The organism is Cupriavidus ulmosensis (assembly GCF_977008105.1).
This window is the reverse complement of the sequence record NZ_CDRMWP010000001.1, coordinates 805,367-826,744: the sequence shown is the minus strand read 5'-3', so window position 1 is coordinate 826,744 and position 21,378 is coordinate 805,367. Positions and strand designations below refer to the sequence as shown.

The 21,378-nt window shown below is 68.1% G+C and carries 20 protein-coding genes and 1 tRNA gene; 12 read left to right on the top strand and 9 right to left on the bottom strand.

The window, feature by feature from the left end; genetic code table 11:
- Window positions 1-77: 77 nt before the first annotated feature.
- Genes ACWTPI_RS03760 through ACWTPI_RS03750 form a run of 3 tightly spaced genes read left to right on the top strand, consistent with a single transcriptional unit; the run spans window position 78 to window position 2,217 of the window.
- Window positions 78-518: a YybH family protein gene (locus ACWTPI_RS03760; RefSeq protein WP_020204414.1), complete on the top strand. Its 441-nt coding sequence runs from the start codon at window positions 78-80 to the stop codon at window positions 516-518.
- Between the two features lie 14 nt (window positions 519-532).
- Entirely contained in the window at window positions 533-1,558 is a 1,026-nt protein-coding gene (locus ACWTPI_RS03755; protein ID WP_454730979.1) for a YheT family hydrolase, read from the top strand.
- A 56-nt stretch (window positions 1,559-1,614) separates the two neighbouring features.
- Window positions 1,615-2,217, top strand: coding sequence for a DUF2946 family protein (locus ACWTPI_RS03750; RefSeq protein ID WP_020204412.1), 603 nt, complete (start codon window positions 1,615-1,617; stop codon window positions 2,215-2,217).
- 49 nt (window positions 2,218-2,266) lie between these two features.
- On the opposite strand, the gene ACWTPI_RS03745 is transcribed toward ACWTPI_RS03750, so the two are convergent.
- Window positions 2,267-4,000, bottom strand: coding sequence for a M48 family metalloprotease (locus tag ACWTPI_RS03745; RefSeq protein WP_454730978.1), 1,734 nt, complete (start codon window positions 3,998-4,000; stop codon window positions 2,267-2,269).
- 232 nt (window positions 4,001-4,232) lie between these two features.
- On the opposite strand from ACWTPI_RS03745, the gene moaC reads away from it, so the two are divergent.
- The 3 genes from moaC (at window position 4,233) to ACWTPI_RS03730 (ending at window position 6,040) form a co-directional block, all read left to right on the top strand.
- Complete coding sequence (moaC, locus tag ACWTPI_RS03740) at window positions 4,233-4,712, top strand: cyclic pyranopterin monophosphate synthase MoaC (RefSeq protein ID WP_454730977.1); 480 nt, start codon at window positions 4,233-4,235, stop codon at window positions 4,710-4,712.
- A gap of 409 nt (window positions 4,713-5,121) precedes the next feature.
- Window positions 5,122-5,415 (top strand): hypothetical protein, encoded by a 294-nt coding sequence (locus ACWTPI_RS03735; protein WP_370552782.1) that lies wholly within the window; start codon window positions 5,122-5,124, stop codon window positions 5,413-5,415.
- A gap of 85 nt (window positions 5,416-5,500) precedes the next feature.
- Complete coding sequence (locus ACWTPI_RS03730; protein WP_052165950.1) at window positions 5,501-6,040, top strand: glycine zipper family protein; 540 nt, start codon at window positions 5,501-5,503, stop codon at window positions 6,038-6,040.
- Between the two features lie 78 nt (window positions 6,041-6,118).
- Here ACWTPI_RS03730 and ACWTPI_RS03725 read toward each other — a convergent pair whose 3' ends face one another.
- The 8 genes from ACWTPI_RS03725 to recA all read right to left on the bottom strand — a co-directional run bounded on the left by ACWTPI_RS03725 (window position 6,119) and on the right by recA (window position 15,178).
- Window positions 6,119-7,999: a Wzy polymerase domain-containing protein gene (locus tag ACWTPI_RS03725; protein ID WP_454730976.1), complete on the bottom strand. Its 1,881-nt coding sequence runs from the start codon at window positions 7,997-7,999 to the stop codon at window positions 6,119-6,121.
- 105 nt (window positions 8,000-8,104) lie between these two features.
- Window positions 8,105-8,614 carry a pilin gene (locus ACWTPI_RS03720; RefSeq protein WP_454732446.1) on the bottom strand — a complete coding sequence of 170 codons (510 nt, stop codon included), beginning with the start codon at window positions 8,612-8,614 and terminating at the stop codon, window positions 8,105-8,107.
- A gap of 369 nt (window positions 8,615-8,983) precedes the next feature.
- Entirely contained in the window at window positions 8,984-9,679 is a 696-nt protein-coding gene (locus ACWTPI_RS03715; protein WP_020423857.1) for a TerC family protein, read from the bottom strand.
- Between the two features lie 324 nt (window positions 9,680-10,003).
- Window positions 10,004-10,885, bottom strand: coding sequence for a succinate--CoA ligase subunit alpha (sucD, locus tag ACWTPI_RS03710; protein ID WP_020204405.1), 882 nt, complete (start codon window positions 10,883-10,885; stop codon window positions 10,004-10,006).
- Window positions 10,886-10,976: 91 nt separating this feature from the next.
- Window positions 10,977-12,143: an ADP-forming succinate--CoA ligase subunit beta gene (sucC, locus tag ACWTPI_RS03705; protein WP_059410582.1), complete on the bottom strand. Its 1,167-nt coding sequence runs from the start codon at window positions 12,141-12,143 to the stop codon at window positions 10,977-10,979.
- Window positions 12,144-12,211: 68 nt separating this feature from the next.
- Window positions 12,212-12,886 (bottom strand): DUF2889 domain-containing protein, encoded by a 675-nt coding sequence (locus ACWTPI_RS03700; RefSeq protein ID WP_059410581.1) that lies wholly within the window; start codon window positions 12,884-12,886, stop codon window positions 12,212-12,214.
- A 367-nt stretch (window positions 12,887-13,253) separates the two neighbouring features.
- Window positions 13,254-13,721 carry a recombination regulator RecX gene (gene recX / locus ACWTPI_RS03695; protein WP_454730975.1) on the bottom strand — a complete coding sequence of 156 codons (468 nt, stop codon included), beginning with the start codon at window positions 13,719-13,721 and terminating at the stop codon, window positions 13,254-13,256.
- A gap of 389 nt (window positions 13,722-14,110) precedes the next feature.
- Entirely contained in the window at window positions 14,111-15,178 is a 1,068-nt protein-coding gene (recA, locus tag ACWTPI_RS03690) for a recombinase RecA (RefSeq protein ID WP_020204401.1), read from the bottom strand.
- A 286-nt stretch (window positions 15,179-15,464) separates the two neighbouring features.
- Between recA and ACWTPI_RS03685 the strand changes: the two genes are divergently transcribed.
- The 6 genes from ACWTPI_RS03685 to ACWTPI_RS03660 all read left to right on the top strand — a co-directional run bounded on the left by ACWTPI_RS03685 (window position 15,465) and on the right by ACWTPI_RS03660 (window position 21,362).
- A complete protein-coding gene (locus ACWTPI_RS03685; protein ID WP_020204400.1) occupies window positions 15,465-16,151 on the top strand; it encodes a response regulator transcription factor in 687 nt (228 codons plus the stop codon).
- A gap of 85 nt (window positions 16,152-16,236) precedes the next feature.
- Complete coding sequence (locus tag ACWTPI_RS03680) at window positions 16,237-17,802, top strand: sensor histidine kinase (RefSeq protein ID WP_020204399.1); 1,566 nt, start codon at window positions 16,237-16,239, stop codon at window positions 17,800-17,802.
- Between the two features lie 74 nt (window positions 17,803-17,876).
- On the top strand, window positions 17,877-18,179 hold the full coding sequence (locus ACWTPI_RS03675; RefSeq protein WP_454732445.1) for a DUF4212 domain-containing protein: 303 nt from the start codon (window positions 17,877-17,879) through the stop codon (window positions 18,177-18,179).
- Window positions 18,180-18,436: 257 nt separating this feature from the next.
- Window positions 18,437-20,137: an MFS transporter gene (locus ACWTPI_RS03670; RefSeq protein WP_029043897.1), complete on the top strand. Its 1,701-nt coding sequence runs from the start codon at window positions 18,437-18,439 to the stop codon at window positions 20,135-20,137.
- A 206-nt stretch (window positions 20,138-20,343) separates the two neighbouring features.
- A tRNA-Met gene (locus ACWTPI_RS03665) sits at window positions 20,344-20,420 on the top strand.
- A 351-nt stretch (window positions 20,421-20,771) separates the two neighbouring features.
- Window positions 20,772-21,362 (top strand): TetR family transcriptional regulator C-terminal domain-containing protein, encoded by a 591-nt coding sequence (locus tag ACWTPI_RS03660; protein WP_454730974.1) that lies wholly within the window; start codon window positions 20,772-20,774, stop codon window positions 21,360-21,362.
- Window positions 21,363-21,378: the final 16 nt, after the last annotated feature.

Genomic DNA, 21,378 nt, shown 5'->3' with positions numbered 1-21,378 from the left:
CGCACCAGCCCGACGCACCTGATGCCGGCCCCCAAGTCCGTGTCGATCCGGCCAACGAATCCCTGAGCCCTGTCACCATGCCTCGTTTTGCCCGCCTGTTCGATTCCGCCGAAGACATTGTCGAAGCCTTTCGCGAAGCCATGAAACTGCGCGACGCGGACGGCGCGCTGCGCCTGTGGCTGGACGAGGACTCGGTCACCTGCGTGATGCCGGACGGCCAGCGCCTGATCGGCCACGAGCAGCTGCGCCAGGCATTCGCCCAGTTGCTCGACCTGCAGCCGGTGCTGATCGACGTGATCGAGACCAGCAGTCACGCCTCGCTCGGCGTGGCCATCTTCGACGTGACCGAGGCGCTGCGCTTCGGCGGCGACCGCGTCGAGGCGGACCTGTACGTGCACACCACCTACGTGCTGATGCAGAACCACGAAGGCTGGCGCCTGGCCCATATCCACTGCAGCCCGGCCAACGCCGCGCAGGTCGCCGCCGTCAGCACGGCACCGGGGCAGGCGCTGCACTAGCCGTGCCCGGCAGCATGAACGCATCCGGCGCGAAGGCATTCGGCGGCGGCCGCCGCATGCCTTGGTGGCTGTCCGGCGGCCACGCCCAGACCATCATCCCGGCGCGCTTCACCCGGCGCCCGCGCGCGGCCTTCCGGCGCGAGCGCTGGAGCGCGCCCGACGGCGACTTCATCGACCTCGACTGGACCACCCACGCGGTCACGCCCGGCACGCCGCTGCTGGTGATGTTCCACGGCCTGGAAGGCAATTCCGGCAGCCACTACGCGCAGGCCATGATGCACGCGCTGGCCGCGCGCGGCTGGCAGGGCGTGGTGCCGCATTTCCGCGGCTGCTCGGGCGAGCTCAACCTGGCGCCGCGCTTCTACCACTCCGGCGACGCGCAGGAGATCCGCTGGATCCTGGAGCGGCTGCGCCGCGAATACTGCGCGCACGGGCGCAGGCTGCTGGCGGTGGGCATCTCGCTGGGCGGCAACGCGCTGCTGCGCTACCTGGGCGAGGAAGGCGGCGGCGCGCGCTTCGTCGATGCGGCCGCCTCGGTGTCGGCGCCGCTCGACCTGGCCGGCGGCGGCGCGGCGCTGTCGCAGGGCTTCAACATGCTCTACACGCGCATGTTCCTGCAGACGCTCAAGCGCAAGTCGCTCGACAAGCTGCGCCAGTATCCCGGCCTGTTCGACCGCGCCGCCATGCTGGCCAGCCGCGACCTGTACGCCTTCGACAATATCGTGACCGCGCCGCTGCACGGCTTCCGCGACACCGACGACTACTGGGCGCGCGCCTCCAGCAAGCCGGTGCTCGGCGCCATCGCCGTGCCCACGCTGGTGCTCAACGCGCGCAACGATCCCTTCCTGCCGGCGCGCTACCTGCCCGGCCCCGCCGACGTCGGCGCGCAGGTCCGGCTGGAGCAGCCGGCGCACGGCGGTCACGTCGGCTTCATGACGCCGCGCGAAGATCTGCTGCGGGCCTTGCCGGTGCTGCCGTATGCTGGCCATATCGAGTGGCTGCCGGCGCGCATCCTGCAATTCTTCGACAGCGTGGCATAGCCCCGCGGCCGGCGAGGCGGCCCGCCGCGAGGCGCGCCACAGAGGAGACAAAGATCATGGACGAGACAGTCAAGCAAGCGATGGCCCGCTGGCCCAACGTACCCAACTGCTACGGCTGGCTGGCGCTGGACCGGCGCGGGCAATGGCGCATGCGCAACGAGTACGCCCAGCAGCACGGCCTGTCCGGCGACCCGATCCGGCACGAGGCGCTGGTCGCCTTCATCGAGCGCAACTACCAGCGCGACGAGCGCGGCGCCTGGTACTTCCAGAACGGGCCGCAGCGCGTGTTCGTGGCGCTGGCCTACGCCCCGTGGATCGTGCGGCTGCACCAGGGCCGGCTGCACACCACCACCGGCCGCGCGTTCGCGCTGCGCGGCTGCCTTGCCGACGAGCAGGGCAACGTGGTGCTGACCGGAGAGATCGAGGCAAGCGAGGCGGAAGGCGGCGGCGGCATCGCGGCCGCGCTGCTGCACGACCATGACCTCGACGCCTTCAGCAGCGCCTGCACCTGGCATGGCGAGGCCTGCGGCGGCGATCTCGGCGTGTTCCACTTCGACGGCGCCGACGTGCCGATCGAGCCGGTCGCGCAGGACGAAGTGCCGGTCCGCTACGGCTTCGTGCGCCAGCCGGCGCCGCCGGCGGGCGAAGCGGCGGCCTGAGTGACCTCCTGAACGGCCGCCTGAACGGCCGCCCGAACCGCGGCCGCGGCTAGTTCGGCATGCCCTTGTTGTCCTGCTTTTCCTCGCGGAACTGCCGCTCGAGCTGGTGCAGCCGCGCGTCCACCTCGGACAGCGTGTAGAAATCCCCGTCGCCAGCCTTGCGCGCGATCTGCAACTGCTCGATGGCGGCCTGGTAGGCGCCGTCGATGGCGTATTTCTCGGCCAGCGCCTGGTGCTGCTGCACGCGCCGGCCCTGGCCCGCGTAGGCGCGCGCCAGCATGTCCCACCACTCGGCGCGCGAGATGTCCTCGCGCGTGCGCTCGCGCAGGAAGGCCACCGCCTGGTCCAGCCGCCCCGCCCCCAGCAAGGTCGCCGCGTAGCTCACCGCCACCGCGTGCGAGAGCGGGAACGCCCTCATCGACGCCGCGGCCTGGTTGAGCGCATCCTGCGGCCGGCCCTGCGCGCGTGCCAGCTCGATCGCCATCACGTCCAGCATGGGGCTGCCGGAGGTCGCGCCGGGAATGGTGCCGTAGAGCCGGCGCGCCTCCGCCAGCGACTGCTCGGCGGCGGCGTTGCGGCCCAGGCGCTGGTCGGCGAAGGCCATGCCGTAGTACAGCGCCGGCACGCGCGCCGGCGCCGCCGAGGGCAGTTGCGCCTGCAGCGCGGCGCGCACGTTCTGCAGGTCGCTCGGCGTGGTTTCCTGGATGATGCGCGAGCGCACGCGCGCGAACTCGTATTCGGGCGTGCTGCCGACGTGGCGCACCGCCACGTGGCTGACGCGGTCCTGCATGTCGGCGATGCGCTCCGAGGTCAGCGGGTGGGTGCGCACATAGGCCGGCACCGAGTTCTCCGAGATGCCCATCACGCGCTGCAGGCGCTTGAAGAAGTCCGGCATACCCTGCGGGTCGAAGCCCGCCGCGGTCATGATCTGGAAGCCCACGCGGTCGGCCTCGCGCTCGGCCCCGCGCGAGAACGACAACTGGTTGGCGACCGCCGCCGCCTGCCCGCCCATCGCCAGCGCCGAGGCCGCGTCGCCGCTCTTGGTGGCGGCCAGCCCGGCCAGCACCATCGACGCCAGCGAGATCCACATCGACTGGTCCTGCGAGGTGATGCCGCGCGCGATGTGCCGCTGCATCACGTGGCCGATTTCGTGGCCCAGCACCGAGGCCAGCTCCGACTCGGTCTCCGACTGCACCAGCAGGCCGGTATGCACGCCGATATAGCCGCCGGGCAGCGCGAAGGCGTTGATGGTGCGGTCGCGCACCGCGAACAGCTCGAAGCCGGTGGCGAAGGTGCCCGAGCCGGTCGAGCCCGAGATGTTCTGCCGGCGCGCCGCCTGCACCAGGCGGTAGCCGAGCGCGTTCAGGTAGTCGGCCAGCAGCGGGTCGACCACGTAGTCCGGGTCGCGCCGGATGTCGCGCATGATGTGCTCGCCCAGGCGCCGCTCCATGTCGGGCGTCAGCGATGCCGTGGAAGGGTCGCCGAGGTCGGGCAGCTGCACGCCGCTGCCCTCCACCACGGTGTTGTTGGTGCGCAGCCCAAACTCGGACTTCTGCCCCGCCTTCACGCTGCGGTTCAGGTTGTCGTAGACCTGGTCGCTGCTGTCGCCGCCATAGACGGCGTCGGCGGCCGTGCGCGCCGGATCGTTGAGCAGCGCGCGCTGCTGCGGCCACGCGGGCAGGGCCACCGTCAGCGCCAGCAGCGCCGCGAGCGAGCGGCGCGCCAGGCTAGCCGAAGCGCGGGAAATGCGGGAAGCGGCGGCGCGGGCATGCCGCGGATGCATCCCAGGCGATGTCGGGCAGGCCTGTCGGGCGGGCGAGGAGAGCGCTCCGCGGAGCGTTGGATTCTTGCGCATCTTGCTATGATAGCGGCCTCCGGAAACCATTCCCATCGGGCGCGCCCAAGGCGGGCCCGACAGGTCCCCGATGCCGCCCAGGCCGCGCGCCAACTGGCGCGGCGGGCCTACGGCCAGTCCCCGGCATTGCCGCAACTCCCCTTCGATTCCCGCCCACGCCATGAGCCAGCTCACCCACTTCGATTCCGCCGGACAAGCCCATATGGTCGACGTCGGCGCCAAGGCGCACAGCCACCGCGCGGCCCTCGCCACCGGCACCATCACCATGCTGCCGGCCACCTTCGCGCTGGTGCGGGACGGCAACGCCAGGAAGGGCGACGTGCTCGGCATCGCCCGCGTGGCCGCCATCATGGCCACCAAGCGCACCTCCGACCTGATTCCGCTGTGCCATCCGCTGGCGCTCACCAAGGTGGCGGTGGACTTCGCCCTCGACGAGGCGGCCTCCGCCGTGCGCTGCACGGTGCGCGCCGAAACCCACGGCCAGACCGGCGTGGAAATGGAAGCGCTGACCGGCGTGCAGGTGGCGCTGCTGACCATCTACGACATGTGCAAGGCGGTGGACCGGGGGATGGTGATGGGCAACGTGAAGCTGCTGGAAAAGCATGGCGGGAAGTCGGGGGATTGGGTGGCGGGCGGTTGAAGCGCGCCGGAACACGGTCCGACGCGTGGGATCACTCCCGCGCCGGCCATGTATCGTATCCGTTGCGTGCGCGTCTGGTTTTCTTACCGTGCATGACACGGTCTTACGGCCCGTGCCATTCCGCTGTAACAAGCGTAACGCCGCATTTCGCCAGCCGCGAGGCACGCGCCACATCGGGAAAATTGGTATTCAATGCAGTCAGGGAGCGCTGTTGTGCTACCCGCGGGGCGCGGCCCCGCATCAATCCAAGGTGAGCAAGATGAACGGGCGTAGGGTTGGCCAGATAGTGCTGGTGTTGGCGGCGCTGGGTGCGAGCGGAGCCGCTTTGGCGGCCCGCGGCGGCGGGTGGCACGGCGGCGGCGGATGGCATGGGCATGGGGGAGGATGGCACGGCGGGTGGCATGGCAACGTGGGGGTCGTGATCGGCCCCGGTTTTGGCTATGGCTACGGCTGGGGCTACCCGTATCCGTACTACGCTCCGCCGTATTACTACCCGCCGGTGGTCGCGGTGCCGTCGGCGCCGCCGCAATACATCGAGCAGGGCCAGGACGGCCCGGTCGACATGGGAGGCGGCGCGGGTGCCGCCGCGCCGGCGCCCGAGCAGGCGTTCTGGTACCACTGCAGCCAGCCGGACGGCTACTACCCGTACATCAAGGCGTGCCCGGGCGGCTGGCAGAAGGTCCCCGCCCAGCCCCCGGCCTGACGCGATGCCGCTGTGGCATGCGACGACGCGCGGCACCGCCGGTGGCCGCGCGAGACGATTTGTTGACCAGTATCGAGGTACCCAGATGAAAGCGTTCACCCGCCCGGGCCTGTGCAGGCGGCCCGTTCTGCTGGCTTTGCCCCTGGCCGCGCTGGCGCTGGCCGGCTGCGCCGTGATGCCCAGCGGCCCGAGCGTGATGGTGCTGCCGGGCACGGGCAAGAATTTCGACCAGTTCCGGGCCGACGACTATAGCTGCCGCCAGTTCGCCTTCGGGCAGGTCGGCGGCGTCACCGCCAACCAGGCCGCCACCGGCAGCGCGCTCGGCAGCGCGGCCGTCGGCACCGCGCTCGGCGCGGCCGCCGGTGCGGCGTTCAACGGCGGCTCCGGCGCGGCCGTGGGCGCCGGCGTGGGCCTGCTGACGGGCGCCGCGGTCGGCGCGGGCAATGCGCAGGCGTCCGGCTACGGCAGCCAGCGCCGCTACGACGCGGCCTACGTGCAGTGCATGTACGCCAGCGGCCACCGCGTGCCGGTCTATGGCCAGATGATGTCCTCGTCCCCGCGGCCGCCGGCGCCAACCTACTACTATCCGCCTCCGCCGCCGGGCTACGCGCCCCCGCCGCAGTAAGCGGCGCCTGGCCGCCACGCTGGTCCCCGCATCCCGCGCACGCGCCGGCCCCGAGGCCGGCCGCGGCGCGGGATGCGTCTATGCGGGGCCATCCTCTGCATCGCCTTCCGCATCATGGGCCGGCGCCGGGCCGGGCCACGCCTTGCTGCGCGCCTCGACCCAGTCGCAGAATTCCCGCGGCCGCGCGGCCGCGTCCACGCCGGCGCAGGCACGCGCCACCTCGGCGAACTGCCGGGCCTCGTCGCCGGCGTAATAGAAGCGCAGGCGCTCGAGCCACGCACGGCCCTGCGCGGGGTCGCCGGTCAGCGCGAGCAGCCACGCGGTGCGCGCGATCAGCGTCGGCGTGGGCAGCAGGTGGACCGCGGCGATATGCGGGCCGAGCAGTTGCGCGGCGTTGGCCGCGGTGATGACCGCATCCTCGGCCGCGTCGGACTCGGCCGCCTGGCGGAACCAGCGCTGCGGCATGGGCAGCGCGGCCCGGTGCCCGGCGTGCGCATACTCGCGCGCCTCGGCGCGGCGGAAGTCCATCCACATGGTCGCGAGCACGGTGGCGGACACACCGGCGAAGACCAGGCCCGCCAGCACCGCCGCCGCGCGCGGCAGCCGCGCATGGCCGAAGCCGGACGGCTCCAGCCAGCCCAGCATGAAGCAGAACGGCAGCAAGAAATACAGGTAGTGCAGCGGGTACTCCAGCATCGAATGCGCGCCCAGCATCGCCAGCCACGTCAGCACGAGGACGGTCTGCGCGCGCTCCGGCGCGTCGCCGCGCCACAAGCGCCGGTAGACCACGCGGCCCAGCCACGCCAGCAGCGACAGCAAGGCGCCGGCCGCGCCCACGATGCCGGTCTTGGCCAGCAGGTCCAGCACGGCGTTGTGGGCATGCAGCGACATCTCCACCCTGACCCCGACCTGCGCCATCTGCTGGAACTGCGCCCAGCCGAACTCGCCCCAGCCCACACCGAGCCACGGATGCGCGCGGAACATCGCCCACGCGTGCGCCCACAGCGCGCCGCGCGCCGAAAGCTGGTCGGCGCCCTGCAACTGCGCCACCGTGTCGAACAACCGCCAGCCCATCGCCTGACCCGCGCTCTTGATCGCGGGCTGCAGGACCAGCAGCATCGCCACCATCGCCACCGCGGCGAACACCAGCCCGGCCGGGCGGCGCATCGGGTTGGGCCCGCGCTGCCGCACGCCAGCGCCGGCGCCCTGCCCCCACGCCAGCCACGCCGCCACCAGCGCATAAGCCGCGGCCAGACCCACGTGCAGCACGCCCGTGCGCGAACCCGACAGCACGATGCCGCTCTCCAGCAGCAGCACCGCCGCCAGCCACGCCGGCGCGCGCAGCCAGCCGCGCGCGGCCAGCCACACCGCCGCCGCCAGCGCCAGCCCCTCGACCGTGGCCTGGTGATTGGGCTGGTTCAGGTTGCCCCACAGGCGACGGTTGTCATCGTAGAAATAGGTCGACACCAGCCCGAACGTATCCGGCTCCAGGCCGAAGACCTGCACCCACTGCGCCAGCGTGCCCAGCAGCCCGGCCACCAGCCACGCGGTGGCCAGCGTATCGGCCAGCGCCTGCCGCTCCTGCGCGGACGCCGCCCGGCCCTGCCGCCACGCCGCCCACATCACCGCGGCGGCCAGCGCCAGCGTCAGCTCGGTGATCAGCCGGCTACCGGGAACATCGGCCATGCCAACGAGGCCCTGCGCAATGCCGGTGGCGATGAGCCAGAGCGGGAAGAGGATGATCCAGGGGAATCGGGCCGGCTCCGCCCGACCGGCGAGGCCGCCGGCCTGCCGGGGCGTCACGGCCCCCAGCACGATCACGGCAAGCGCGAACAACAGCGCGGCAGTCCATTCGCCATAGAAGGTGGCAAGCGGAAGCGTGTGCCGCGAGACCAGCAGGGGCACGACGAGCGCGGCGGCGAGGAAACTGAGGGGAATGGCTGACCGGGAGGGCAGCATGCGGGTGCCTTGTTATGCCGGGTTGGCAAAAGGCGGATGATAGCTTGGGGGATGGGAAAAGAAAAAGCGCCCCAGGGGGCGCTTCGCTATCTCACTACGAATTGGTTAGATCTTGGGGCGATATTGCGCATCCAGCGTTGACGCTGCGCCAATCGACCAAGTGGCAGCACCGACATCGAAGCTCCCCGTCAGGACCAATGTCTTACCCGCCAGATTCTTGGGAACATTCGAAGCAGCGGCCGCATATGTGATCGTGACATCCGCGGTCTGCGGCGTGGCACCCACGGCGCTGGTTCCCTTGACCCCCACCTTCAAGACCAGGGGGCTGGTGATAGCGGTGTCCACCGGAACGCCCAGCGCGGCGGCACCGGCAGCCGTGGTGCTGTCTGCAGTGCTGATATCACCGTTGGAAGCTGCAAGTGCAATGGCCGTCTTAATCGGACCGGCCAAGCTCAGGCCTTCCGTCGCCTTTGCCTTGATGGTGTAATCCTGATACTGCGGAATCGCAATCGCCGCCAGGATACCGATGATCGCAACCACGATCATCAGTTCGATCAGCGTAAAGCCCTTCTGGACACGGCGGCCCAGTTTCTTCAGTTGAACCCGTTGTTGCATGATTGACCCCTCGAAGGAATTTTGGATACAAATAGAAACATCTTGTTTCATGTGATGCTGCACAATCTTTAGCAGTTTGCGTGCCAGCCCGGCGCCCCTTGAACTCTCGTTGGCAGGTGACAATTTTCGCCACTTCAGAGCACTCCTAGCTTTGACAGCGCGCAAATTTTGTCACTTGCGATGACGCAGACAGTCAGTAAACCGAGGGTTTCGCTTAATTCAGTACGAAAGCACACTGAATTCACAACCAGATTCCTGTCTCGGAAAACGCAACGGGCGGCTCCAGGGCCGCCCGTCCCGCGGTGCGACAAGAGCACCGCCCCGCCTGATCGCGATCCCGCCCCTGCGAGCGGGACCGGCATCAGGCCGTCACGCCGGCTGCGCCGCGCGCTTCTGCATCAGCTTGCCGATCACCACCACCAGCGCGGCGCCGACGATGCCGAACACCAGGTGTGCGTGCGGCACGTGCATTTCGAACCAGGCGGAGTCGACCGGATCGCTCACCAGCATTTCGCCGGCGAGGTAGCCCAGCAGCGCGGCGCCCAGCACGATGATGATGGGGAAGCGGTCCATGACCTTGAGCAGGATGGTGCTGCCGAACACGATCAGCGGGATGGACAGGCCCAGGCCCAGCACCAGCAGCATCAGCTGGCTGCCTTCCGGCCCCTTCTGGGCGGCGGCGGCCACGGCAACCACGTTGTCGAGCGACATCACGAGGTCGGCGATCAGGATGGTGCGGATCGCGGCCCAGATATTTTCCTTGGCGGCGTGGCCTTCTTCCTCGTCGTCGCCGGTCAGCAGTTGCACGCCGATGTAGACCAGCAGCGCGGCGCCGACGATCTTGAGGTACGGCAGGCTCAGCAGCTTGACCGCAGCCACGGTCAGGATCACGCGCATGACGATGGCGGCGGCGCTGCCCCAGAAGATCGCTTTCTTCTGCTGCGCGGGCGGCAGGTTGCGCGAGGCGAGCGCGATCACCACGGCGTTGTCGCCGGAGAGCACGATGTTGGTCAGGATGATGGATCCCAGCGCGATCCAGAATGCGGTGGAGGACAACAATTCCACGGTAAAGCTCCTCGAGTTTCTTGAATTATGGTTCGAACGCCGCATGGCGACGGGCGATGCGCAACCGATGATGTTCAGCCAACGACAAAATTCGGATGTCTGATTTTTCAGACATGAGATTTACCGTATCAAGCTTTCGATTCGGTTTCAATCGCCTTCCCGCCCGCCTCGGGAGATACCCTAGGTTCCTGGCGTCCCAGAATGACGCGCCCCCGCACGAAGGCGGGGGCATCGGTGGCCAGCGGCGCGGCTGCCCTGGGGCAACCGCGCGCCGGCCCGGTAATTCTCCCGCCCTCGCGGGCGGGATTCACCAGACAGCGGCGATTACAGGATCGACTTGAGCAGGCGGCCCATTTCCGACGGATTCTTGGTGACCTTGATGCCGCAGGCTTCCATGATTTCCAGCTTGGCCTGCGCCGTGTCGGCACCGCCCGAGATCAGCGCGCCGGCGTGGCCCATGCGCTTGCCCGGAGGCGCGGTCACGCCAGCGATGAAGCCGACCACCGGCTTCTTCATGTTGTCCTTGATCCATTGCGCGGCGTTGGCTTCGTCCGGACCGCCGATTTCGCCGATCATGACCACGGCGTCCGTTTCGGGATCGTCGTTGAACATCTTCATGATGTCGATGTGCTTCAGGCCATTGATGGGGTCGCCACCGATGCCCACTGCCGACGACTGGCCCAGGCCCAGCGCGGTCAGCTGGCCCACGGCTTCATAGGTCAGCGTGCCCGAGCGCGACACCACGCCGATGCGGCCCTTGCGGTGGATGTGGCCCGGCATGATGCCGATCTTGATTTCGTCCGGCGTGATCAGGCCAGGGCAGTTCGGTCCGAGCAGCAAGGTCTTCTTGTTGCCCTTACGCATCTTGTCCTTGAGCTCCATCATGTCGCGCACGGGGATGCCTTCGGTGATGCAGACCACCAGGTCCAGGTCGGCGTCGACGGCTTCCCAGATCGCGGCGGCGGCGCCCGCGGGCGGCACGTAGATCACGGAAACGGTGGCGCCGGTGGAGTCCTTGGCGTCCTTCACGCTGGCGTAGATGGGAATGCCTTCGAAGTCTTCGCCGGCCTTCTTCGGGTTCACGCCCGCCACGAAGGCGTTCTTGCCGTTGGCGTAGTCGCGGCAGCCACGTGTGTGGAACTGGCCGGTCTTGCCGGTGATGCCCTGGGTGATGACCTTGGTGTCTTTGTTGATCAGAATCGACATGCTGTAATCCTTTGCTTGGCTCGTAGCAGCGCGGGGCCAGGCCCGGCGCGCCGCTCGCGTTCGCGTTTTGTTGGCGTTCGTGCGTCTTGGCTTACTTGCCCGCGGCCGCGGCCACCACCTTCTGGGCGGCCTCTTCCATGGTGTCGGCAGCGATGATGGGCAGGCCCGAGTCGGCCAGCATCTTCTTGCCGATCTCTTCGTTGGTGCCCTTCATGCGCACGACCAGCGGCACGGACAGCGACACGGCCTTGGAAGCAGCGATCACGCCCTCGGCGATCACGTCGCAGCGCATGATGCCGCCGAAGATGTTGACCAGGATGGCCTTCAGGTTCGGGTTCTTCAGCATCAGCTTGAAGGCTTCGGTCACCTTCTCGGTGGTGGCGCCGCCGCCCACGTCGAGGAAGTTGGCCGGCTCGCCGCCGAACAGCTTGATGGTGTCCATCGTGGCCATCGCCAGGCCGGCGCCGTTCACCAGGCAGCCGATGTTGCCGTCCAGCGAGATGTAGGCCAGGTCGAACTTGGAGGCTTCGATTTCGTTGGCGTCTTCTTCGTCCAGGTCGCGGTAGGCGACGATTTCCGGGTGGCGGAACAGGGCGTTGGAGTCGAAATTGAACTTGGCGTCGAGCGCGATCACCTTGCCGTCGCCGGTCAGGATCAGCGGGTTGATTTCCGCCAGCGATGCGTCGGTTTCCCAGAACGCCTTGTACAGGCCTTGCAGGGCCTGGCGGGCTTGCGCCACGCTCGCGTCGGGCACGCCGATCTTGCGCGCGATGTCGTCGGCATCGGCGTCGGCCAGGCCGGTGGCCGGGTCGATGATCAGGGTGTGGATCTTTTCCGGGGTGTGGGCAGCGACTTCCTCGATGTCCATGCCGCCTTCGCTGGAGGCCATCAGGGCCACCTTCTGCGATACGCGGTCCACCACCAGCGAAACGTACAGTTCCTTCTTGATGTCAGCGCCTTCTTCGATCAGCAGGCGGTTGACCTTCTTGCCTTCCGGGCCGGTCTGGTGCGTGACCAGGGTCATGCCGAGGATGTTGGTGGCGTAGGTCTTGACCTCGTCGATGCTCTTGGCCACCTTCACGCCGCCGCCCTTGCCGCGACCGCCCGCGTGGATCTGCGCCTTGACGACCCAGACCGGGCCGCCCAGTTGCTCAGCAGCCTTCAGGGCCTCTTCGACCGAGAACGCGGGGATGCCGCGCGGAACCGGCACATTGTATTTGCGCAGGATTTCCTTGCCTTGGTACTCATGGATATTCATGCGTGTTTCCTTTCGGGTAGGCGTAAAAGTGTGGAGATGGAATCTCGGCGTTTTGCAGGCCGTGCGGCTTAGCCGGAGGTGCCGGTGAGCCTGCGGGAGTCGGCGCCGCCGTCGGCGGCGGCGAGCGCCTCCGCTGGCTGCGCCGCCGGGATCGGGGACCCTTCGGCCCTGATCCTCGGCTTCGGCTGGTGACCATACCAGCGCGGGTAAAACTGGCGCACCACCTCACCTTCGAAATGCAGGGCATGGCAGCCGTGCAACTGGTAAGGCGGTTCGGGATTGGTGTCTTCGGTGCCGGCGTCGCGGATGTTGAAGACGTCGCCGGCGAAAGCCTGGATCGCGGTGGTCGGCAACACGCCGGCCAGCTCGGTCAGGTGGGTGCAGCCGGCCACGCCCGACAGGCGCTCGCGCACCGCCTTGCGGAAACCCTTCATCAGGTTCAGGCCGATCAGCTTGCGGTAGGCCGGGCCGATGGTGTCGCACTGGCCGGGATACGGCACCCAGTCGGAGCACGCCTCGGCGTCCACCACGTTCATGCGCAGGTCGATGGTGACGCGCAGCCACAGGTCGTGCAGCGGCTGGCCGACCGGGCGCACGCCGCCGCCGGCCAGCGGAATGTCGCGCGGCTTGGTGTCGGTCAGGCGCGCCTCGATGTCCCACAGGCCATCGTCCCTAAGATAGGCCTCGGCCGTGATGGCACGGCGATGGCGCAGGGAACGGTTGACGGGCGGGGAAAGCGGCATAACACCAGGCTGGAGCGGGGGAACAGGCGGCTAATGGATATGACCAGGAACGGCTTAACAGACACGACTCAGAACGACTCAGGACGGCTGGGCCGGGAAACCGCAGGATTTTAACATGCCGCACAAGTTTGACCGGGAACAAACTGTGCGGAGTGCCGTTGCCGGCGATTGTCGTCCCGCGGATGGCCTGCTGCGGTGCGGGAATGCGCGGCGCAAGGCGCTCGGGCGGCGCTCGGGCGACGGGCGGAACGGATGCCGGGCGCGGTGAATACGCCTACTGCCAAAGCAGGTATGCGCCCCGTGCCGGTGCATGGCAGCGTCGCGGCGGCACCCTCCGTGCTGCGGTCGCACAACGCCGCGCGCGGCGTCAGTCGCTACCGTCCAGCCACTCGTCGGCGCCCTTGATAATCTGGCTCACCACGGCGCGGGAGAAGCCGCGGGCCACCAGGAAGCGGATCTGCTTTGCCCGTTCCTCGGGCGTGGCCGGCGGCGCGCCGAAGCGCTTCTGCCAGACCGCGCGGCCGCGCTCCAGTTCGGAATCGCGCAGGCGCTCCTGCAGATCCGCCAACTGGTCGCCGCCAAGCTGGTGGGTGCGCGCTTCCTGCATGACCCGGGCCGCGCCGTAGCGGCTGGCGCGGCGGTGCACCAGGCTGTCGACGAAGCGCGCGTTGGACAGCCAGTTCTCGCGCTCGAGCGCATCCAGCAATTGCTCGAGCGCCTCGGGCGATTCCGCATGGGGAGCCAGCTTGCGGGCCAGCTCCACCCGGCTGTGCTCGCGGCGCGACAGGTAGCCGACCGCGCGGGCCTTCAGCGAAAGGGGAGGACGAGTGGCCATGAAAGAATGCGGCGCGATGGGAAGCGGCGCGAATGCAACGGTGGAATGTATCTGCCTGGCGCGGCGCCGAACCGGCGACGGCAAGCAAGCGACGACTGACAAGCAACAACCGGCAAACAACGGCGGGCAAGCAATAGCCGGCAACCGCCAGCAATCGCGGCCACCGGCGAGTTGCGGCCGCGGAATGCACACCGGGGCGGCGCGTGCCAATGCACGCGCCGCCCCGGCCGGGATCAAGCGAAATCAGGCGAGATCGAACAAAACAGCAGGCAAGAAAACGGACGAGAAAGCCCGCGAAATCGACGGACCACCGACCGCCGGAGCCAGGCTCAACTCCAGCCGGCCCCGATGGCCCTCCGATGCCCTCAACGCGCCCCGCCCGGCCCCGCTCAGCTCGCGTCGGCCGTCACCGCGGCGGCCGGCGTGCCGTTCATCAGTGCCACGCCCAGCGTCTCGCGCACCTTGTTCTCGATCTCGTCGGCGATGTCGGGATTCTCGCGCAGGTATTCGCGCGCGTTGTCCTTGCCCTGGCCGATCTTCTCGCCCTTGTAGCTGTACCAGGCACCCGACTTCTCGACGATCTTGGCGTCCACGCCGAGGTCGATGATCTCGCCCTGGCGCGAAATGCCCTGGCCGTAGAGGATGTCGAAGAACGCCTCGCGGAACGGCGGCGAGACCTTGTTCTTGACCACCTTGACCTTGGTTTCGTTGCCGATCACGTCGTCGCCCTTCTTGATCGAGCCGATGCGACGGATGTCCAGGCGCACCGAGGCGTAGAACTTGAGGGCATTGCCGCCGGTAGTGGTCTCGGGCGAGCCGAACATCACGCCGATCTTCATGCGGATCTGGTTGATGAAGATCACCAGGCAGTTGGTACGCTTGATGGTGCCGGTCAGCTTGCGCAGCGCCTGACTCATCAGGCGGGCCTGCAGGCCCGGCAGCGAGTCGCCCATCTCGCCTTCGATTTCGGCCTTGGGCACCAGTGCCGCCACCGAGTCGATCACGATCAGGTCGACCGAGCCCGAGCGCACCAGCGCGTCGGTGATTTCCAGGGCCTGCTCGCCGGTGTCCGGCTGGGAGATCAGCAGGTCGCCCACGTTGACGCCGAGCTTGCCGGCGTAGTTGACGTCGAGCGCGTGCTCGGCGTCGATGAACGCGCAGGTGCCGCCCAGCTTCTGCATCTCGGCCACCACCTGCAGCGTCAGCGTGGTCTTGCCCGACGATTCCGGACCGTAGATCTCCACCACGCGGCCGCGCGGCAGGCCGCCCACGCCCAGCGCGATGTCCAGGCCCAGCGAACCGGTGGACACGACCTGGATGTCCTGGTCGATTTCGGCTTCGCCCAGTTTCATGATCGAGCCCTTGCCGAACTGCTTCTCGATCTGGGCCAGCGCGGCCGCCAGCGCCTTCTGCTTTTCGGCGCTTACGCCAGCACCCGCCTTCTTGCCGTCATCCATGGTCGTCCTTCCGTCAATGGTGTATAAATAGGCCGCATGTGGCGCGCTGCCTGCTTTTGCGGGCTTGCGCCCGCCCCGCCGCCCGCCCCGGTACGCGACCCGCCCGTGGCATCGGCGCGCAGCATGAGAGGCGGCGGAAAAATCCGGTAAATGCCGGCCGCGCACAATGCGACCGGAACAAGCGGGTACTGTATAAAAAAACAGTATGCTTGGCAAGCCCTGCCCGCACCGCCGGCGACACCCGGTGGCAAAGGGGCGACAAAGCCGAGCCTGGGTGGAGACAACCATGCGTATTCTGATCGCTGAAGATGACGACGTGCTGGCCGACGGCCTGACGCGCTCCCTGCGCCACTCCGGCTATGCCGTCGACCACGTGGCCAGCGGGATGGAGGCCGATTCGGCGCTGTCCACCCAGACCTTCGACCTGCTCATCCTCGATCTCGGCCTGCCGCGCCTGCCCGGCCTGGAGGTGCTCAAGCGCCTGCGCGCGCGCGGCGCCATGCTGCCGGTGCTGATCCTGACCGCCGCCGACGGCGTGGACGAGCGCGTCAAGGGGCTGGACCTCGGCGCCGACGACTACATGGCCAAGCCGTTCGCGCTGTCCGAGCTGGAAGCGCGCGTGCGCGCGCTGGTGCGGCGCGGCGCCGGCGGCGGCGCCACGCTAACGCACCACGGCCCGCTGGCCTTCGACCAGGTCGGCCGCATCGCCTACCTGAACGAAGAGATGCTGGACCTCTCCGCGCGCGAGGTGGGCCTGCTGGAAATCCTGCTGACCCGCACCGGGCGGCTGGTCTCGAAGGAACAACTGGTGGACCACCTGTGCGAATGGGGCGAGGAAGTCAGCAACAACGCCATCGAAGTCTACGTGCACCGGCTGCGCAAGAAGATCGAGGTGGGCGGCATCCGCATCGCCACGGTGCGCGGCCTGGGCTATTGCCTGGAGAAATACCAGGCCGCCGCGGTGCACGGCTAGCCGGCCGGGAGACCTCGCCTATCCTGCCGCCCGCCCCGCGTCGCTCTTCCGGCCTGCCCGCCACGGACCACCCGAACCCTTCCCCATGAGCCTGCTGCGACTGCCCCGGCGGCGCGCGCGGGCCGCCCGGCCCGCCACGCCGCCTCCCGACTCCGCCGCGCCCGATGCCAGTCCTGGCGACGAAGCGCTGGCCGAGGCGCTGCCCCATCTGGAGGACAGCGCCGGCCACCCGTCGCCGCGCTCGCTGTTCGGCGAGATCCTGGACTGGATGCTGGCGCCGCTGCTGCTGCTCTGGCCGATGAGCATCGCCGTGACCTACCTGGTGGCCAAGTCGATCGCCAACGGGCCGTTCGACCGCTCGCTGGAGGCCAGCGCCATCGTGCTCTCGCAGCAGGTGCGCGAGGTCAACGGGCGCGTCACGCTGCAGCTGCCGCTGTCCGCGCGCGAGATCCTGCGCGCCGACGAGAGCGACAACATCTACTACCAGGTGGTCGGCACGCACGGCGAGTTCGTCGCCGGCGACAACGACCTGCCGCTGCCCAGCGAGGAAGACCGCGGCCACGCCGGGCTGGTGTCGCTGCGCGACGACCGCGTGGCCGGCAACGACGTGCGCGTGGCCTATACCTATGTCGACCTCAAGCACGGCAGCGACACCCAGCCGGTGCTGGTGCAGGTCGGCGAAACGCTGGACAAGCGCGCGCGCCTGGCCAATGAAATCATCAAGGGCGTGATCCTGCCGCAGTTCGTGATCCTGCCGCTGGCGGTGGTGCTGGTGTGGTTCGGCCTCACGCGCGGGCTGGCGCCGCTGAACGCGATCCAGCAGCGCATCCGCGCGCGCAACCCCGGCGACACCAGCCCCATCGACGAGCACGCCGCGCCGCAGGAGATCACGCCGCTGGTGGCGTCCTTCAACGACCTGCTCGCGCGCCTGGACATGTCGGTGCAGACGCAGAAGCGCTTCATCGCCGATGCCGCGCACCAGATGAAGACGCCGCTGGCCGGCCTGCGCATGCAGGCCGAACTGGCCCAGCGCGAGCAGACGCCGGAGGAATTGCGCAAGTCGCTGGCGCAGATCGCCGGCAGCTCCGAGCGCACCGCCCACCTGGTCACGCAGCTGCTGTCGCTGGCGCGCATGGAGAACCTCGCCGGCGCCGGCAGCATGGCGCCGCTGGACCTGGGCGCGCTCGCGCGCGAGGTGGTCAAGGACTGGCTGCCGCAGGCGTGGGCGCGCCGCATCGATCTCGGCGTCGACGCCGACGATCATCCCGTCATGGTGCAGGGCAACCGCCTGATGCTCACCGAGATGCTCAACAACCTGATCGACAACGCGATCCGCTACACGCCCGCCGGCGGCCATGCCACCGTGCGCGTGCGCGCCGACGCGTTCGAGCCGTTCGCCTACCTCGAGGTGGAAGACACCGGCCCCGGCATTCCGGTGGCCGAGCGCGAACGCGTGATGGAGCGCTTCTACCGCGTGCTGGGCACGCAGACCCAGGGCAGCGGCCTGGGCCTGGCCATCGTGCGCGAGATCGTGCAGCAGCACGGCGGCGACGTCGCCATCGTCGACAACGTCTACCAGACCGAGCCGCGCCTGGCCGGGGCGTGCTTCCGCGTCACGCTGCGCCGGCCCGTCGCTGGGGATGCCGCATGAGCGATACCGGCCAGTCGCCCGTCGAGCCTGCGGCGCACGTTCCGCCCATCTCGCCTGTTCAGCCTACGCCGCCCATGCCGGCCGGCCAGCCCTCTCCTGCCGCGCGCCGCGCATGGCGCCACAACCTGCGCTGGATCGCCGTGCTGCTGACGATCTGGTTCGTGGTCACGTTCGTGGTCGCCTGGTTCGCGCGCGAGCTGCGCTTCGACTTCTTCGGCTGGCCGTTCTCGTTCTGGGTCGGCGCGCAGGGCGCGCTGGTGGTCTACGTGCTGATGGCGGCGCTCTACGCATGGCGCATGAACCTGACGGCCGACGAAAGCGATGACGGAACCGCCACCCCGGCCGTGCCCCGCGATCGCGGCCAGGATGCTGCATAGCAGGAAAACCGCGGCCGCCGCGCCCAGTGCGGAAGCGGCCCGCCGACAAGGCCGCAAGGCATCGCGCCGCAGCAATCGCGGCGCGTTTTTTTGCCTAGCGTATACCCCGAGCGTTTAGTGGCGAACGGGGCGGAAATTGTCAGAACGCAGTAAGTTTCGCCTCCCACAATCCATTGAACTTCGGTGGCTGTGCTGTGTCCGCGCCACGCGTGCCCGCTGCCCACCCGAACGATTCCGATCTCAAAACGGAGGAGACAATGGCTAACGCGCAGAACGTAGCGATGCCCGGCGGCAGCGCCCAGGGTTCGGCAATGACAGCCGAAGAGAAGAAGGTGATTTTCGCCTCCTCTCTCGGCACGGTATTCGAGTGGTACGACTTTTATCTCTACGGTTCGCTGGCGGCCATCATCGCCAAGCAGTTCTTTGCCGGACTGGACCCCACCGCGGCGTTCATCTTCGCGCTGCTGGCCTTCGCCGCCGGCTTCATCGTGCGGCCGTTCGGCGCGCTGGTGTTCGGCCGCCTCGGCGACATGATCGGGCGCAAGTACACCTTCCTCGTGACCATCCTGATCATGGGTTCGTCGACCTTCATCGTGGGCCTGCTGCCGGGCTTCACCACGATCGGGTGGGCGGCGCCGATCATCCTGATCGCGCTGCGCATGCTGCAGGGCCTGGCGCTCGGCGGCGAGTACGGCGGCGCGGCCACCTACGTGGCCGAGCATGCCCCGCACGGCAAGCGCGGCGCGTACACGGCATGGATCCAGACCACCGCCACGCTCGGCCTGTTCCTGTCGCTGATCGTGATCCTGCTGTGCCGCAACCTGACCGGCGCGGCCTTCGACGACTGGGGCTGGCGCATTCCGTTCCTGGTCTCGATCCTGCTGCTCGCGGTATCGGTCTACATCCGCCTGTCGATGAACGAATCGCCGGCGTTCCAGAAGATGAAGGCCGAAGGCAAGACCTCCAAGGCGCCGCTGACCGAAGCGTTCGCCCAATGGCGCAACCTCAAGATCGTGATCCTGGCGCTGGTGGGCCTGACCGCCGGCCAGGCCGTGGTCTGGTACACCGGCCAGTTCTACTCGCTGTTCTTCCTGACCCAGGTGCTCAAGGTCGACGCCACCACCGCCAACCTGCTGATCGCGGGCGCGCTGGTGATCGGCACGCCGTTCTTCATCTTCTTCGGCTCGCTGTCCGACAAGATCGGCCGCAAGTGGATCATCATGGCCGGCTGCGCGCTGGCGATGCTGACCTACTTCCCGCTGTTCAAGGCGCTCACCCACTACGCCAACCCGGCGCTGGAACGCGCGCAGCAGACCGCGCAGATCGTCGTCACCGCCGATCCCAAGCAGTGCTCGTTCCAGGGCAGCCCGATCGCCCGCGAGATCGATTTCCGCAGCTCCTGCGACATCGTCAAGCGGACCCTGGCGCAAGCCTCCGCCAGCTATGAAGTGGTGGAAGCCCCGGCCGGCACGGTGGCCTCGGTGAAGATCGGCGACAAGCAGATCGACGCCTTCAACGCCTCGCTGGATACCGCCGGCCACAGCTTCGACGACGCCAGCAAGAAGCAGATCGCCGCGTTCAAGAAGGAAGTGGGCAGCTCGATGGCCTCGGCCGGCTACCCGACCAAGGCCGACCCGGCGCAAATGAACACCATCATGGTGCTGGTGGTCCTCGTCATCCTCGTCATCTACGTGACGATGGTGTACGGCCCGATCGCCGCCATGCTGGTGGAGATGTTCCCGACCCGCATCCGCTACACCTCGATGTCGCTGCCGTATCACATCGGCAACGGCTGGTTCGGCGGCCTGCTGCCCACCATCTCCTTCGCGCTGGTGGCGCAGAACGGCAACATCTACTACGGCCTCTGGTACCCGATCATCATCGCCGGCGTGACGCTGGTCCTCGGCTCCCTGTTCGTGCGGGAAACCAAGGACCTCGACATCTACGCCAACGACTGAACGGACCTCGCGCATACGCGGCCAGCAGGCTGCAGGAATACGCAGGCAAGACTGACCCGGTAATCAGTCGCTCCAGCCTGCGGGCCGCAAGGTCCGCCGGCTTTTTTTTGCGCACACGGCCTACGCGGCCCGCGGCGGCGTCCTGAAACTTTTTCAGGGAAGGTGTTGACAGCGTTGAAAGCCCAGGTATAATTTCGGTCTTCAACGGCGAATTAGCTCAGTCGGTTAGAGCGACGGAATCATAATCCGCAGGTCCGGGGTTCGAGTCCCTGATTCGCCACCAGTATTTGAAAAGGGTTTCCAGGCAACTGGAAGCCCTTTTTTCTTGTCTGCGATTTGCCTGCGGTTGCGCAAAACCGATTCTCGGCATAGCACTGCCGGCACGTCCTCGCCGAGTGCGGCCCAATCCCAGCCCACAGCGCCAGTTCGGCCGGCACCGCGTTCCGTCCTGAACAAGGCTGGCACTTTCCCCGCGGTGATGAGGGAGCCCATACGCAGCACCCTGCGCTTGAACACGTCGCCAAGCATCCTCCCCCCTCGATCATCCAACCAACGAAACAAACCAACTTCCCATTGACAATAAATAGATGACCGACTATCTTAAAATCCGTCCTAACCCATAGCACGATCCACCATGCCAAGACCCGCCAATCCCGAAGTCCGTTCCCGCCTGCTGGCCGCCGGGCGCGACGTGGTGCTCGAGCTGGGCTTCAACGGCTGCGGCGTGCAGGACATCACGGCCGCGGCCGAGGTGCCGAAGGGCTCGTTCTACAACTACTTCGACAGCAAGGAGTCATTTGCCGGCGAGATCCTCGAAGGCTACTGGCTGTCGATCGAGGCCAGGCACGGGCCGCTGCTGTACGATGCGCGCGTCCGGCCGCTCGAGCGCGTTGCGCGGTTCTTCCACGCCTTGTCCGAGGACCACCGCCGCCATGATTTCACGCTGGGCTGCCTGATCGGCAACCTGTCGCTGGAGCTGTCGAACAACAGCGCGGAAACGCGGCAGGTATTGTCCGGCGTGCTGGGCCGCTGGGAAAGCGCGCTGGGCGCCTGCCTGCGCGAAGCGCAGGAGCGCGGCGATCTGGCGGCCGGGCAGGATCCGGACGCGCTCGCGGCGATTCTCGTCGAAGGCTTCGAAGGTGCGGTGATGCGCGGCAAGGTCGAGCGCAGCGGCGCGGCGCTCGCGCGTTTCGAGAGCCTTGTCCTGCCGCGCCTGCTGCGCTGATTTTTTTTCCGCTTTT

What these genes read in the sequence shown, in the direction of transcription:
- sucC (WP_059410582.1), bottom strand. Translation starts at nt 12,143, where the DNA reads ATGAATATCCATGAGTACCAAGGCAAGGAAATCCTGCGCAAATACAAT.
- ACWTPI_RS03700 (WP_059410581.1), bottom strand. Translation starts at nt 12,886, where the DNA reads ATGCCGCTTTCCCCGCCCGTCAACCGTTCCCTGCGCCATCGCCGTGCC.
- moaC (WP_454730977.1), top strand. Translation starts at nt 4,233, where the DNA reads ATGAGCCAGCTCACCCACTTCGATTCCGCCGGACAAGCCCATATGGTC.
- ACWTPI_RS03675 (WP_454732445.1), top strand. Translation starts at nt 17,877, where the DNA reads ATGCCGGCCGGCCAGCCCTCTCCTGCCGCGCGCCGCGCATGGCGCCAC.
- ACWTPI_RS03670 (WP_029043897.1), top strand. Translation starts at nt 18,437, where the DNA reads ATGGCTAACGCGCAGAACGTAGCGATGCCCGGCGGCAGCGCCCAGGGT.
- ACWTPI_RS03680 (WP_020204399.1), top strand. Translation starts at nt 16,237, where the DNA reads ATGAGCCTGCTGCGACTGCCCCGGCGGCGCGCGCGGGCCGCCCGGCCC.
- ACWTPI_RS03730 (WP_052165950.1), top strand. Translation starts at nt 5,501, where the DNA reads ATGAAAGCGTTCACCCGCCCGGGCCTGTGCAGGCGGCCCGTTCTGCTG.
- ACWTPI_RS03685 (WP_020204400.1), top strand. Translation starts at nt 15,465, where the DNA reads ATGCGTATTCTGATCGCTGAAGATGACGACGTGCTGGCCGACGGCCTG.
- ACWTPI_RS03750 (WP_020204412.1), top strand. Translation starts at nt 1,615, where the DNA reads ATGGACGAGACAGTCAAGCAAGCGATGGCCCGCTGGCCCAACGTACCC.
- recX (WP_454730975.1), bottom strand. Translation starts at nt 13,721, where the DNA reads ATGGCCACTCGTCCTCCCCTTTCGCTGAAGGCCCGCGCGGTCGGCTAC.
- ACWTPI_RS03755 (WP_454730979.1), top strand. Translation starts at nt 533, where the DNA reads ATGAACGCATCCGGCGCGAAGGCATTCGGCGGCGGCCGCCGCATGCCT.
- sucD (WP_020204405.1), bottom strand. Translation starts at nt 10,885, where the DNA reads ATGTCGATTCTGATCAACAAAGACACCAAGGTCATCACCCAGGGCATC.
- ACWTPI_RS03745 (WP_454730978.1), bottom strand. Translation starts at nt 4,000, where the DNA reads ATGCATCCGCGGCATGCCCGCGCCGCCGCTTCCCGCATTTCCCGCGCT.
- ACWTPI_RS03660 (WP_454730974.1), top strand. Translation starts at nt 20,772, where the DNA reads ATGCCAAGACCCGCCAATCCCGAAGTCCGTTCCCGCCTGCTGGCCGCC.
- ACWTPI_RS03760 (WP_020204414.1), top strand. Translation starts at nt 78, where the DNA reads ATGCCTCGTTTTGCCCGCCTGTTCGATTCCGCCGAAGACATTGTCGAA.
- ACWTPI_RS03725 (WP_454730976.1), bottom strand. Translation starts at nt 7,999, where the DNA reads ATGCTGCCCTCCCGGTCAGCCATTCCCCTCAGTTTCCTCGCCGCCGCG.
- recA (WP_020204401.1), bottom strand. Translation starts at nt 15,178, where the DNA reads ATGGATGACGGCAAGAAGGCGGGTGCTGGCGTAAGCGCCGAAAAGCAG.
- ACWTPI_RS03720 (WP_454732446.1), bottom strand. Translation starts at nt 8,614, where the DNA reads ATGCAACAACGGGTTCAACTGAAGAAACTGGGCCGCCGTGTCCAGAAG.